At 69.0% G+C, this 12,093-nt stretch carries 15 protein-coding genes; 7 read left to right on the forward strand and 8 right to left on the reverse strand.

Translation table 11 applies throughout. The features are described 5' to 3' along the window. Position 1 precedes the first annotated feature (1 nt). Positions 2-805, reverse strand: a complete 804-nt coding sequence (locus AC07FY_RS19085; protein ID WP_479007646.1) for an NAD(P)H-binding protein — start codon at positions 803-805, stop codon at positions 2-4. A gap of 90 nt (positions 806-895) precedes the next feature. On the opposite strand from AC07FY_RS19085, the gene AC07FY_RS19090 reads away from it, so the two are divergent. Together AC07FY_RS19090 and AC07FY_RS19095 are read left to right on the forward strand one after the other, a co-directional pair. Beyond that, positions 896-1,309, forward strand: a complete 414-nt coding sequence (locus AC07FY_RS19090) for a winged helix-turn-helix transcriptional regulator (RefSeq protein WP_479007648.1) — start codon at positions 896-898, stop codon at positions 1,307-1,309. Positions 1,310-1,450: 141 nt separating this feature from the next. Next, on the forward strand, positions 1,451-2,092 hold the full coding sequence (locus AC07FY_RS19095) for a flavin reductase family protein (RefSeq protein ID WP_479007650.1): 642 nt from the start codon (positions 1,451-1,453) through the stop codon (positions 2,090-2,092). A 576-nt stretch (positions 2,093-2,668) separates the two neighbouring features. Here the strand turns inward: AC07FY_RS19095 and AC07FY_RS19100 are convergent. Together AC07FY_RS19100 and AC07FY_RS19105 are read right to left on the reverse strand one after the other, a co-directional pair. Beyond that, a complete protein-coding gene (locus tag AC07FY_RS19100) occupies positions 2,669-3,499 on the reverse strand; it encodes an alpha/beta fold hydrolase (RefSeq protein WP_479007652.1) in 831 nt (276 codons plus the stop codon). A gap of 363 nt (positions 3,500-3,862) precedes the next feature. After that, on the reverse strand, positions 3,863-4,342 hold the full coding sequence (locus AC07FY_RS19105; protein ID WP_479007654.1) for a MarR family winged helix-turn-helix transcriptional regulator: 480 nt from the start codon (positions 4,340-4,342) through the stop codon (positions 3,863-3,865). Positions 4,343-4,433: 91 nt separating this feature from the next. On the opposite strand from AC07FY_RS19105, the gene AC07FY_RS19110 reads away from it, so the two are divergent. The 3 genes from AC07FY_RS19110 (at position 4,434) to AC07FY_RS19120 (ending at position 6,760) form a co-directional block, all read left to right on the forward strand. Next, complete coding sequence (locus AC07FY_RS19110; protein WP_479007656.1) at positions 4,434-5,381, forward strand: quinone oxidoreductase family protein; 948 nt, start codon at positions 4,434-4,436, stop codon at positions 5,379-5,381. A gap of 232 nt (positions 5,382-5,613) precedes the next feature. Continuing rightward, positions 5,614-5,898 (forward strand): chaplin, encoded by a 285-nt coding sequence (locus AC07FY_RS19115; protein ID WP_479007658.1) that lies wholly within the window; start codon positions 5,614-5,616, stop codon positions 5,896-5,898. A gap of 466 nt (positions 5,899-6,364) precedes the next feature. Next, on the forward strand, positions 6,365-6,760 hold the full coding sequence (locus AC07FY_RS19120) for a lipocalin/fatty acid-binding family protein (RefSeq protein ID WP_479007660.1): 396 nt from the start codon (positions 6,365-6,367) through the stop codon (positions 6,758-6,760). On the opposite strand, the gene AC07FY_RS19125 is transcribed toward AC07FY_RS19120, so the two are convergent. From AC07FY_RS19125 to AC07FY_RS19135, 3 genes are all read right to left on the reverse strand, one after another. Continuing rightward, positions 6,708-6,974, reverse strand: a complete 267-nt coding sequence (locus AC07FY_RS19125) for a hypothetical protein (RefSeq protein ID WP_479007662.1) — start codon at positions 6,972-6,974, stop codon at positions 6,708-6,710. The genes AC07FY_RS19120 and AC07FY_RS19125 overlap by 53 nt on opposite strands. Before the next feature lie 94 nt (positions 6,975-7,068). Next, on the reverse strand, positions 7,069-7,257 hold the full coding sequence (locus tag AC07FY_RS19130) for a hypothetical protein (RefSeq protein WP_479007664.1): 189 nt from the start codon (positions 7,255-7,257) through the stop codon (positions 7,069-7,071). A gap of 5 nt (positions 7,258-7,262) precedes the next feature. Further along, the gene (locus AC07FY_RS19135) at positions 7,263-7,841 is read right to left on the reverse strand and encodes a DUF5994 family protein (protein WP_479007666.1); all 579 of its coding nucleotides are present in this window, start codon (positions 7,839-7,841) and stop codon (positions 7,263-7,265) included. Positions 7,842-8,136: 295 nt separating this feature from the next. Here AC07FY_RS19135 and AC07FY_RS19140 point away from each other — a divergent pair, with 295 nt between their 5' ends. Further along, the gene (locus AC07FY_RS19140) at positions 8,137-8,613 is read left to right on the forward strand and encodes a DUF5994 family protein (RefSeq protein WP_479007668.1); all 477 of its coding nucleotides are present in this window, start codon (positions 8,137-8,139) and stop codon (positions 8,611-8,613) included. Between the two features lie 146 nt (positions 8,614-8,759). On the opposite strand, the gene AC07FY_RS19145 is transcribed toward AC07FY_RS19140, so the two are convergent. Together AC07FY_RS19145 and AC07FY_RS19150 are read right to left on the reverse strand one after the other, a co-directional pair. Further along, on the reverse strand, positions 8,760-9,851 hold the full coding sequence (locus tag AC07FY_RS19145; protein ID WP_479007670.1) for a GNAT family N-acetyltransferase: 1,092 nt from the start codon (positions 9,849-9,851) through the stop codon (positions 8,760-8,762). Positions 9,852-10,073: 222 nt separating this feature from the next. After that, positions 10,074-10,592, reverse strand: coding sequence for a hypothetical protein (locus AC07FY_RS19150; RefSeq protein WP_479007672.1), 519 nt, complete (start codon positions 10,590-10,592; stop codon positions 10,074-10,076). Positions 10,593-11,305: 713 nt separating this feature from the next. Here AC07FY_RS19150 and AC07FY_RS19155 point away from each other — a divergent pair. Next, positions 11,306-12,091, forward strand: coding sequence for an amidase domain-containing protein (locus AC07FY_RS19155; RefSeq protein WP_479007674.1), 786 nt, complete (start codon positions 11,306-11,308; stop codon positions 12,089-12,091). The last annotated feature ends 2 nt before the right edge of the window (positions 12,092-12,093 follow it).

Consider the following 12,093-nt stretch of genomic DNA (forward strand, 5'->3'; position numbering starts at 1 on the left):
GCTATGCGAGGGTTGGTGCGAGCGGGGACCGGGGTGCGCGACCCAGGAGGTGACGGAGGTCCCCGCCGGTTCGGGACATGAAGCCGGCAGCGATGGCGGAGTAGGTGCCCACCAGCATCGGCACCTGGAACTGTTCAGCGCCGGAGGCGGTGATGCGCGCGCGGGCCCGGGCGAGCGTCTCCGGCTCATAGGTGACGTGCGGTCCGTGGGCGCGGGCCAGGTCGGCGCCGCCGATCGCCTGCTCGCCGACGAGCTCATAGACGCGTCCTGCGTGAGCGGACGCCTCCACCGCCACCCGTACCGCGGCGTCCGCCAGATCCGCCCGCGCGACGGCTGCCAGACGGCCCTCACCGAGCGGCGCAGTGATCCGGCCGCTGTCCAACGGCGCGAGCCCGGCCAGCAACTCCGCGTAGAGGCCGTTGCGGAGGATCGTCCAGCGCATGGTGCTCTCGCGCAGCCGCCTCTCCGTCCAGCGGTGCGGCAGCGCGTAAGGGAGGTGATCGCCGTCGGCGGTCAGGCTCGTGTAGACGACATGCCCCACTCCGGCCGTCTCGGCAGCGTCGATGGCGGCGCCGTGCCGGGCTATGACCGTGTCGTCCTCGCCCTGGCCCGCGGAGATCAGGACCAGCACGTCCACACCGGCGAAGCCCCTGGCGAGGGTGCTGCGATCGTCGAAGTCGATGCGGCGGACGGGCAGTGCGGCCGGGAGGTGCTGGGGATCGCGCGTCCCGAGGACGGTGTCGTCACGATCAGCCAGCCGCTCGGCAATCAGCGCGCCCAAGGCGCCGGCAGCTCCGGTAACCATGATCATCAAGATCTTCCCCTCCGGTAGGTTCTCTTCGGTAACCGGGCCCATCCTGCGGGTTCGCGCCACGGAGGATAAGGAGGCACTTCCATGTCAGTAGGGCACACCGAGGTAACCACCGAACCCGTCGTCACGTGCGGCGAGGAGCATGAGGATTGCGGTATCCGTGACGTGCTCGACCGGATCGGGGACAAGTGGTCGGTCCTGGTGGTGGTCGAACTGGCCCAGGGCGTACGTCGCTTTCGACAACTGCAACGCGCCGTACCCGGTATCTCGCAGCGGATGCTGACGCTCACCGTGCGCCGACTGGAACGCGACGGGCTGATCAGCCGGACGGTGCACCCGACAGTGCCCCCGCAGGTCGAGTACGAACTCACGACGATGGGTCACAGCCTCACGCATCTGGTGCAAGCCCTCGCGCATTGGTCAGCCGACCACCGCGATTCCATCGCGCGGGCACGCCGGGAATGGGATGCCGTGCATCCTGGCTCCGGAATCCGCTGACGCCCTGCGAGCGTTCCCATAGCTCGAAACGCCATGGCGCATTTCCGCCAGCGCCGGTGGTCCGCTCAGGCGAGAGTCGGCGAAGGCCCGCGTTCCCGCTCGCGGGCCCGCCCGTCCGGAACTTGGCGAAAGGCACAGCGCATGCACGTCGTACCAGGAATCAAGGTCCTCTACTTCGGGACTCCGGTGGTGCTGATCAGCTCGCTCAATGAGGACGGCACGGCGAATCTCGCGCCGATGTCCTCGGCGTGGTGGCTGGGCCAGTCGTGCATGCTCGGTCTGGGCGACAGCGCCCAGACCACCGCGAACCTGCTGCGAGAAGGCGAGTGCGTGCTCAACCTGCCCTCTTCGGCGATGGTCGATGCCGTCGACCGGATCGCGCTCACCACCGGGAAGCCGGCCCTGTCGGACCGCAAGGCGAAGCAGGGCTACCGGTACGAGCCGGACAAGTTCTCGGCAGCCCGACTGACCGAGCAGGCGTCTGACCTGGTGCGGGCGCCGAGGGTCGCGGAATGTCCGGTGCAGCTGGAGTGTCGGGTCGTCTCGACCCACCCCTTCGGCGGTCCCGGCTCGCACGCCACCGCCTTCGAGGTGGAGGTCCTTCGCGCCCATGTCGAGGAGGACCTGGTCATCCCCGGGACGGCCTACGTGGATCCGCTCGGCTGGGACCCACTGATCATGAAGTTCTGCGAGTTCTTCGGCGGTGGGCACACGGTTCACACCTCGAGACTCGCCGAGGGCTGGAACATGCCGCACCCACGGCCGTCGACGGCGACCGCCTGAGCAGCATGCACCGCCGACCCGCCGGTGTACGCGAAGCGTGCGCACGGCACTCCGGCACATCCGGCGAGCAGGGGCCGGTATCCCCGTCGTACGAGCGCGTACGGGACCGGCCGCCCGTGCGCTCAACGGGTCTCGGGCGCTGTCGATCCGGTTGCGGCCGGGGTGGTCTGCGGCCCGAACCGGGCAGTCGGTGGTCGTCGAGGTCGTCGGCGCGCAGTTCGATGCCGTGGAGGGCGGCTCCGACGAACATGAGGGTCCTGGCGTTCACTGCGGACACTGGAGATCACCGAGCCTCGGCTACGCGGCCGGGTAGCGCTGGCCTGGCGGACAGACGATCCCTCCAGCCCCGCAGCCACCGCCCTTGGAGCTCCTGCGTACAACCCTGACCTTGCCGTTCAGCCCTCAGTGACTGAGTCGGCCCGGCGTGGGTGATCGAGAGCGCCGCGGGTTCCCGGCGTCGCCGGTGGCGGTGGCGGTGGCGGTGGCGGTGGCGGTGGCGGTGGCGGTGGCGGCGTGCCCGGGCTCTGCGGCGGAGCCCCTCGCGCCCAGGTCGGGCGCCGGGGGGCGTGTGCGGGGTCATCTGCGGAGGAACGCCGCTGTGGTGGCCACGAACCAGTCGGCGTCGTCGAGCCACGGATAGTGGCCCGCTCCAGGCTGCACCGCGAGCGTGGCGTCAGGGAACGCTTGCGCGAACTCGGCCGCGGCCACGGGCGGGCTGTTCAAATCGAACTCTCCCGTGAGCAGCAGAACGGGAGCCTGGCAGGAGGCGAGCGCCGCACGCGTGCTCGTCGGGCTGAAGGCGCCCTCGGCCGCGAAGAGAGCGACCGCTTCCCTGTTGCTCGGCTGGCTGGCCGCGTGGTGCGTCTGCGCCGTGGCGTCCCACCGGCCCCAGAAGAAGGGTGCGACGGCTTCCCAGTCGCTGCCCGTACCCTCACCGATCGCCTGCAGCGCGGCGGACGCCGCGGGGAACCACGGCTCGTCCTTCCGAAGCTCCGCGAGCTCACGTCGGGTCTCTGCCGTGATCGCTATGTCGAGAGCTCGGGAGCTGGGGCCGATGAGGGCGAGCTTGCCGACCTTCTCCGGGTATCGGGCCGTGTACTGCGTCGCGATGTTCGTCCCGGCGGAGTGGCCGAGCAGGTCCATCCGCGGAAGGCCGAGGTGCTCGCGCAAGGCCTCGACGTCGTCGACCAGGCGATCGCAGCGGTAGGAGGAGGTGTCGTCCGGGATGGCGGAGCGGCCGGTGCCGCGAAGGTCCAGGATGATCAGTCGGTGGTGGGCGGACAGGCCGCCGAGGTCCCCGAGGTAGACGGAGTCCGCGGGGCCTCCCGGAATGCAGACGACTGGGTCGCCCTCACCGATGACGCGGTACGAGAGCGGGGTTCCGTCGCGTGCGGGGAAGGTAGGCATGGGACGGATCCTGCCAGTCATAACCTGGTTGTACAACGAGGTTATGACCTGGCCGCCGGCCGGCGCACCCAGACCTGGCTGGCCACCGCCCCGACGCGCTCCGAGATCCTGGTGCACAAAGCCGCGCAGGCCGCCGCCGTGCAACTGCACCGCCACCTCGGGGGAATGAACCATGCCCAAGTCCACCGTCTGCGCCGGCCCTCGCCCCGATCCTGCCGGCTGCGAAGCCCACCCGGGTTCCCGGCATGGCACCCACCGCGACCGGGCCGTTCGCCTACGGCCCGTACACCTTGGTGCTCGCCGGTGTCGGCGCAGCCGGCTTCGGCGTCGTCAAGCCGGCCACGGGGGGCAAGTCTCGCGGGCTCAGGTGGCGTGCGGGGCTGCCGCGTGGCGCGTCTGTTTGGCCAGGACACTGGTGGCACGTTCCAGAAGGTCGCAGAGTGCAGCGTGTTCGGAGGGCGTGAACGCGTCGGCGAGGGCGCGCTCAAGGATGATCACCTCCTGGTAGGCCCGGTCCAACAGCGCCTGGCCCGCATCGGTGAGGGTGGCGATCTGCACCTTGGCGTGCACGGGAGATGTCTCGCGGTGGATCAGTTCCTTGGTCTCCATGTTGGCGAGCACGCTGCTCATGCTCTGCTGCGTGACGCCGCAGGAACGGGCCAGTTGGGCGCCGGACATGCCGCCTTCGCGCGAGAGGGTCAACAGCACCGTGTACTGCGTCATCGTCAGCCCGTAGGTACGCAGTACTGCCTCGTGATGCGCCATCAACGCCTGCTCGGAGCGCCTGATCCGCGTACAGAGGTCGTGCTCGATCGGGGCTTCCGCCACGTTGCGTGCTCCCATTCATTGACAGGTTCATGGGTTGACTCAGGAACCTTATACACCTAGCGTTCGGGACTGTAAGGATACTGAGTCAACACAGGGGGCTGTAATCGTGAAGGCTGTCGTTCTCGACTCCGATGACCACTACCGGGTCGCCGAACTCGATGAGCCCACCCCGGGCCCCGGTCAAGTGGCGATCCGCGTGGCCTACGCCGGGATCCAGTGGGGCGACACCATGGTCAGGGACGGCCACTTCGCCGTACCGCGTCCCTTCGTCCCGGGGTTCGAGGCGTCCGGGCACATCGTCGCGGTCGGTGCGGGGATCGACGCACGCCGTGTGGGTGAGGCCGTCACCGCGCTGACCACCTCAGGGGCCTACGCGGAGGTGGTCCTGGCGCCCGCCACGCTCACGTTGGACATCGGCAGCATGCCGCTGAGGACAGCCGCAGGTCTCGGGTGGGGAGCACCGACCGCCTACGACCTGATCAACACCGTCGCGCACGTGCGGCCCGGCGAAAGCGTGCTGATCCACGCCGCCGCCGGCTCAGTCGGCACGCTCGCAGCCCAGTTCGCCCGGCTGGCCGGAGCGGGCCGGATCGTCGGTGTGGTCGGCACTGCGGACAGGGCCGACTACGCCGCACAGTTCGGGTACGACCAGCTTCTGCTCCGTGAGGAGTTCCCGGCCAACCTCGGCGACGAGAGGCCCGACGTCATCCTCGACCCGGTCGGCGGCTCGACCCGCACCGCCGGCCTCGAGCAGCTCGCAGTACACGGCCGGCTGGTGGCATACGGCAACCTCGCCACGTACGAACCCGTCCTCGCCAACGTCAACGACCTCCTCATGCACGACAAGTCACTCCTGACCTACAACAGCAACCTGCTCGGTCAGACCCACCCCGAGCGGCTCGCCGACAGTGCCCGCCGCGCACTCGGACTCGTCGCCGACGGCAAGGTCCGGATCGACATCACCACCGAGTACGCCCTCGGGGACCTGGCCATGGCCGTGCAGCGCCTCGCGGAGGGCGCAACCCATGGCAAGAGCATCCTCCGCGTCGCCTGACAAACGCGCAGAGGGGCGACCACTGGGCGAGCGTTCACAACGTGGGTGAGCACCGCGCCGAGCTGTGGGCGGGAGGGCCGAGTTGTGGGGAACGGCCTGGGTCAGGCTGAGCGGACGTCTCTCGATCTCACCGGTTCGGCCCATCGTCCGTGACGGGAGGCGGCTCAGGTCGTTGTGGGGGACGTCGTTCGTGCCGTACTTCCCGCGGCAGAGTCAGTTCAAGGAGATCTTGATGTTCCGTTTCACCAAGGCCGTAGCCGTTACCGCCGCCGCTGGTGCTGTCCTGGCAGGCGGGGCCGGCGTGGCCGCCGCCGACGCCACGGCCGAGGGCGCTGCCATCGGCTCCCCGGGTGTCCTGTCGGGCAACGTCGTCCAGGTGCCGATCCACATCCCGGTCAACCTTTGCGGCAACACCGTCAACGTCGTCGGCCTCCTCAACCCCGCCTTCGGCAACACCTGCATCAACAACGGCGGCCTCGACGGCCACCACAAGGCCGACCACCACGGCGAGCACTGACAGCTCCGAGTCCTGGACCCGGCGCGCTCGTCATGCCGGCACCTCCAGCGCCGCCATGTGAACCAGCCGCAGCGTAAGACCCTGCACGGGCCGGCCTCCCCTCATCCTCCAAGGGGAGGCCGTTCCCATGGCGGGGTCACTTCGTTCAGCCAGCCAGGCGGCCCGCTCCGCCCGGTGCGCGCGCCGGCCTTTTGCTGACCCGCGAAACCACCGCCACCGCCATCGCCAAACGCCTCGGCGCCACGCCCCACCTGTGCGGCCCGACGGCCCTGTCCGGGCCTGAAGAGGGCAGGTGAAGAAGCGGGATGCCGACTGCAAAATCGCCCCACGGGTGCTACGGAGTCCGGCCGCAAGAAGACACGGACTGAGTGTTCGACGAGGGTTCTGCAGACCCGGCGCGTGGATAGGGGCAGCGGGAACGGGGCCGATGCCATCCCGATGTGGCCTGAAGGCGGCGGGGGTCGGGATGATGCAGCGGCAGCCGGCCATGAAGGCCAAGCCGACGGTGGAGATCCGCCCCGACCATGCCGACCGGTGGCTGATGATGCACCTGACTTCGCTCAAGAACGTCTCAGCTGAGTTCACGCTGGGCCAGACGATCACCGAGGAGACGCTCGAGGGGCTCGCCTGCCCGAGCGTGATCACGCAGGACGGTAACCGGCTCATCCGGGAACGGCACGACGAGCCCTCCGGAGTCGGAGGGCTCGTCGTTGTCGCCCGGGTGGCCAGGATCCACGACCCGCCTCACGTGGCAGGCCGTTACCGACATCCAGAGATCGCCGGTGGGCTCCGCAGCCCGTTGCGGGTTCTCAGATTTCGTCGGAGTGGGCACCTGGGCCGGCCGGGTTGCGGCTGGCGGTAAGCCAGGAGCGGGCTGGGCTGGTGGGTGTTGCCGTGTCCACGGTGAGGTGGAGGCGGGTGTCGCCGTCGAGGCCGGGATAGCTGCGCTGTTCCGCGCCCGCGAAGCATCGGCGGAGGGCCTCTGCGACTGCGCGGGCGGCTTCGGGTGTGTGCGCGATGATCCGTACTTCGGCGTGCCCGAGCGACGGCAGTGTCTGGGTCTCGATGTACTTCACGTGGGCGTGTCTCCCTTCGGAGTGGGCGAGATTCCTGCGGGTGGGGCGCCATCGCGCCCCACCCGCTGCCCCGGTCGGAGGACAGGTCTGTTGTTCACTGGCCGGCACCTGTGTGGCGGGCCCAACGACCGGTGTCGTCGGCGAGGCCGGGAGGTCTCGGCAAGGGGTCACTGAAGCGGTAGGTCTCGATCCGGGCATCATGCTGGGCGTTGAGCAGATGGATCAGCCGTATGCCGATACCGGTCGCGAGGATGATCACCGCGATGAGGACGAGGGTCTCCATGTCACTCACCTCCAGGGGTTTCCGGTCAACGGGAGGAGGGCGCTTCGGTCCATCGGGCCCCCATAGGGGGACATGCAGGCCCCGCCTTCGGCCTCCCAGGTGGCTTCCCGGCGCACGGAGTCGTGGATGCCGCGCCCGATGACGGCTTCGTTGGCCATCAGGGCGCCGGCGGTGAGGACGCTGCCGGGGATCGCGGCGGCGGCCATCAGGCGGGCCGCGGCGGAGGGATCCGTCTCGGGTGGGACGACGAGGAGGTCCCAGCGCCCCACGATGCAGGAGAGCAGGATCAGCTTGTCGGGATCCTGTTCGGTGAACCAGCCCACGTGCAGCAGGCGCCCGCCCACGGCGACCGTATGAGGGACGACCGGCCAGTGGATGGGACTCACGGTGACGCGCGTGATGCGACCCCAACATCTCTCCAGGGCGGCAGCCAGCGGTGGTAGCTCGCCTTCGAGGTCACGGGCGTACGGCCACCAGGCCCCGTCCAACTGGCCGGCGAGGGTGGTCTTCGGGGTGAGGGACAAGCGTGCCGGGAGCTCTGCGGCGAGGTCGCGGGGCGTCATCCGGTCGAGGGTGGTGGTCATGATGCGGACCTGCCCCCGGACTGCCCGTCGGCAGCCCGTTATTTAGGCGATCGCCGGAAATGGCACCTGCGTGAAAGCCAGTGCGCGAAGGACTTCCGGTGCATCCACTCTACGCGCGATCGATGAGGAATGACCGGTGTGACCAGGTATTTTCCGGTGGAGGCGCTGTGACGAGCGGCGGTGCGGGCGGCGGGAGTACCGTGAAACGACGGCAAGCTCGCGTGCGTCGTGCAGGTCGGCGCCGGTGCTGACGTGGGGTGTGGCGCTGCCGCACTCCCTTGACGGGTGGATCCACATGGCTGACTCCGACATTCCCCACCGGCCTCCATTGCTCCTGCCTGATGCGATCCACCGGGCGGTCAAACCCGGCACGGCCCTGCTGCGGCTGGAGACCACCAGCTCCCGGGCGGGGCTTCTGGACGGCGCGTGGTGGCCGCGCACGCGTGACATCGAGAGCGAGCTGCCCGCGCTGATCAGCGTGCTGACCGGGCATCTCGGGCCGATCACCCGCGTGAGCGTCGACGCGTCCGCCTGGAACGGCCTTCCGACCCGCCTGGTCATCGACGGCCAGGTCGTGCACCTCGACTCCGATCCGGTCGGCGACGATACCGTTCTCATCACGCGTGGCCACAACGACCACTTCGCCCTGCTCGTGGTTCCTCCAGACACCACCGCCGACGCCGCCCACGAGGCGATGGCCCGCGCCGTCCGCGCCGACAACATCACCGAGGCCGCTCAGATCGTCGTCGCCACCACGCCCGACCCGGAATAGGAGGCTGAAAGGGTGTTCTGCCGCTGCGCAGCCGAGGGCCGGGGCGCCGCCCGGGCACACCGCTGCCGGTCGCCGGTGGCGGCACGGAAGACGAACCGGATCGCTTGACTGCCTCTTGCTGGTGCTGGTGCTGGCGCGGGTGCTGTTCAGAGGCGGTGGCCACGGATCTTGCCGATGGTCTCCAGGGTGCGTACGGCTGCGGTCTTGAGTTGAGGCCGCTCTCGCACGAAGCGGCGGACCGCACGTGACGGCTCTCGGCTGAGCCAGTGGACGGCAGCACCGGGCCTTGGCCGCAAGAGGGCGCCTTCGTGCACGATGAGCTCTCGTGTCTTGAGGGAGTCCTTGTAGGCGGCGTCACCCCTGCCGAGGTCGAGCATGTCGATGCCGACGCCGGCGGCCGCCTGGATCATGCGGAGGTAGAGAACGAGACCGGGGGAGAACGTGGCGAAGCTCCGGTCGTACGCGGGGAACCAGCACGACAGGACGGTGCGCGAGCGCAGTCCGAAGTGCGCGGCGAGGGGCCGGTCACCTGCGTAGAGCACCGAAAGCACGCCGGAGCATGCGGGTGCGCTTGTCTCCGCGAGGCTGCGCACCAGGTGGTTGATCCAGGTCTGGGCGAACCGGTCGCGTCGGCCTGTACGGCGGTACTGGGCGGATTTCCACGCCATCAGCGTCCGCAACGCCTCCGGGTTCCGTTCGTCGAATACGAACCGCAGCGGCCCGACCTGCCTGGCCAGGCGGCGCTCCTGGGCCAACGTCGATTTGAGGAACTTGCGGGAGCGGGTCCGGAGCAGGTTTTCGTAGGCCGTGTAGCCGCCGCGGACGTCAATGACCGGTGAGGCGAAGCACTCCGTCGCGAAGGGGAGGAACAGGTCCTGGCCGCTTTCGAGATGGTTGAACTCCCACACGCTCAGGGAACTGGCCCGCAGCAGCTCGTGCGGATCCAGGTTCAGGTCGGGGCGCAGGACAGCCCCCTGGGAGTCGGAGACTCCCAGGCCGATCGCGCGGCCACGGCCCCACCGACCGCGCTCGAAGGGGAAGAAGCCGGCCGGCTCGCCGTTCTGGCGCACTACCGCGACCCTGGCACCCGGCCGGACACGGCCGACCGCCTGGCAGAACTCGGGGCTCATGAACGGATTGGCCACAGACGCTGTCCTGGCTCGCAGTTCGCCCCACAGTTCTACGTCTGCCGGGCGCATGTCGGCGGGGTGGATCACGTGGATGCGTTGGGTGGTCACATGGGCTCCTGCTGCTCGGATCACTCAAGGGGCCGTGACCGTATGTCCACCACACGAGTGCTGGACATACGGCCGGGCCGAGGGCGGTGGGCGCACAGCCACGGCCCCGGCGTCGTCAGCGAGCCGGCTGGGGGTTTCCCCCTCGGCCGAGCCGGCTGGGTGCTGAAGCGGGTGGGCATGCGCGTGCGCTTATGGCCTCACGACTGCCGAAGCGTCAGGCAGTCACGGGCGGCGACGCCGAGGCGGGCCGCGGCGCACCACCGCGTCGGCCAGCAAGGCCCCGTGAGGGGACGCGCCCCTCTGGCTGGTTCGAGGATCGACGAACGGTCGAGGGTCGTGCGCGTCGGTGCGGGTGATGCAAGGGACGAACAGAGGCCCCAGGCTTACGGCCAAGGAGCCCAGCTCCTCCAGTACCGCGCTCACCATCCACGAGCAGGCGGTGTCGGCGGCGTGCAGGGCCCAGCTGACGGCGAGTGTCAGGGCGAGGTAGGACATGCCCCACGGACCGTCGTGGGAAGAGACCGGCGCAGACTCGCCGGCCTGATCGAGGTGGGTGAACCACCAGTAGGTGGCTGCCTGGGCGACGGCCATGGCGCTGAGGTCGATGCTCAGCGAGCCCGGCTTTGCGGCTCGCGGCAAGGCTGCGGCGAACAGTCCGAGTACGGCGATCAGACATGATTTCGCCGATGGCGTGCCGGCGAAAACCACATGGTGTCCTGCCGCCGCCAGTGCCGTCGCCAAAACGGCAAAGGACCCAGCCCGCGTCACTCCTCTTACGGACGCCGGAGCGAAGGGAGGAAGGAGACGTGAGGAGATGAAGAACGAGCAAGCCGTCATGACAGTGACATACTCGGCGAGCGGGCATGTGCGGCGCCGCGGAATGGGCCGACTGGAGTATCCGAACTTTCGCTCTAGGCAACCTCCTGAAGAGTTCCTCGCCTGGTGACGGGCGCCCCCACCCCACCCCACCCCACGCTTCGCTGGAGCTGCCGACCACCTCACGTTTTCGGGTGACCCCAAGCCGCGCCCCTCTGGTCAGTCACAAAGCGCTCACTGCCGCGGGCAGTGCCGCTTGAGGCTGGGATGCGGATCGAGAGGTCGCGCCGACAACGGCTGCAGGTGCTCTTCGCCCGCCGGTCGCCCTGGTCGGCGGCGGGTTCGATCTGGCTACGCCGTACGGAGATCAGCGGGGACTTCGTGGCGGCGAGGAGGGCGTTGGTGATCAGGGTGAAGGCGCCGATCAGCAGTCCACGAGGATGGTGTCGCCCCCCCCGCGGGGAGGTGTTCCAGGCGGGCGGCGACGAGGTGGGCGAGCGGTCTCGTACGGGCCCTCGGACGCGTCGAAGCTGATCCCTTCCAACTGGTCGAGGCGGACGCTTCCGTCCGCTTCCCGCACCCAGCTCGGCGACGACGGCTTGCCCGTGGCGGACGCTTCGGAGAACGTGTCCGTCCACATGCTGAACTACCGCCAGCCGGGCCACATCAACCAGTCCTATAACCTCCGTCCCGGAGACATCCTGTTCTTCAGGTTCAAGGGGGACTTGGTGTACAACCACACGGCCGTCGTGACCGGCCACAGTCGAGGTGTCGTCCTGATCGCCCAGCACGGGAACGGCGATCACAACAACCTGGCTGCGATCACCTCCAAAAACACGAGCACTTCGAAGCCCATCGTGGTGATGGGCGCTCTCCGGCCGGGGCGGCTGATGAAAGCGCGACGGTCCCTGTGGGCCGGCCTCGTTTCGGCACTGGCACTCGCTGTGCTGACCGGTTGTTCGGCAGGCTACGACGCCGAGGACCTGCAGTACGCCGGGGACTACAGCAGCCACCCGCCGCTCGGGGTGGTCGGGTACCCCTCCACGGGAATGCTGGGCATCACCCAGCAGGTGGTGTGGCGCATCGCCGACGGCAAGGCCGACGAACTGGTGTCCCTGGGCGACCCCGATCAGGACAAGGCCGTCACCCGGAAGACCGCCGAGAACTGGATTGCCGCCTTCGGCAAGGGCGCCCGCGGGAAAGTGACCGCGGAGTTCTACGACGAGGGCTCATATCGACAGATGGTCGTGCTCTACCTGCACGGCACCGGTCAGATCAAAGAGATCAACGTCCGGCCCGTGAGTGATGACTACAAAGACGTCTATCGGGTGATCATGGCCGAGCCGGACCCCGGTGAAGCCACCGCCGTTCAGCCCTGGCTGCCGAAGACGCCGGGCGAACTCGGTTCGAAGACCGTCCGGTGAGC

Source organism: Streptomyces sp. NPDC045967 (genome assembly GCF_056430495.1).

Coding starts and splice junctions, on each gene's coding strand:
- AC07FY_RS19085 (WP_479007646.1), bottom strand. CDS start 805: ATGGTTACCGGAGCTGCCGGCGCCTTGGGCGCGCTGATTGCCGAGCGG.
- AC07FY_RS19090 (WP_479007648.1), top strand. CDS start 896: ATGTCAGTAGGGCACACCGAGGTAACCACCGAACCCGTCGTCACGTGC.
- AC07FY_RS19095 (WP_479007650.1), top strand. CDS start 1,451: ATGCACGTCGTACCAGGAATCAAGGTCCTCTACTTCGGGACTCCGGTG.
- AC07FY_RS19100 (WP_479007652.1), bottom strand. CDS start 3,499: ATGCCTACCTTCCCCGCACGCGACGGAACCCCGCTCTCGTACCGCGTC.
- AC07FY_RS19105 (WP_479007654.1), bottom strand. CDS start 4,342: ATGGGAGCACGCAACGTGGCGGAAGCCCCGATCGAGCACGACCTCTGT.
- AC07FY_RS19115 (WP_479007658.1), top strand. CDS start 5,614: ATGTTCCGTTTCACCAAGGCCGTAGCCGTTACCGCCGCCGCTGGTGCT.
- AC07FY_RS19120 (WP_479007660.1), top strand. CDS start 6,365: ATGATGCAGCGGCAGCCGGCCATGAAGGCCAAGCCGACGGTGGAGATC.
- AC07FY_RS19130 (WP_479007664.1), bottom strand. CDS start 7,257: ATGGAGACCCTCGTCCTCATCGCGGTGATCATCCTCGCGACCGGTATC.
- AC07FY_RS19135 (WP_479007666.1), bottom strand. CDS start 7,841: ATGACCACCACCCTCGACCGGATGACGCCCCGCGACCTCGCCGCAGAG.
- AC07FY_RS19140 (WP_479007668.1), top strand. CDS start 8,137: ATGGCTGACTCCGACATTCCCCACCGGCCTCCATTGCTCCTGCCTGAT.
- AC07FY_RS19155 (WP_479007674.1), top strand. CDS start 11,306: ATGCTGAACTACCGCCAGCCGGGCCACATCAACCAGTCCTATAACCTC.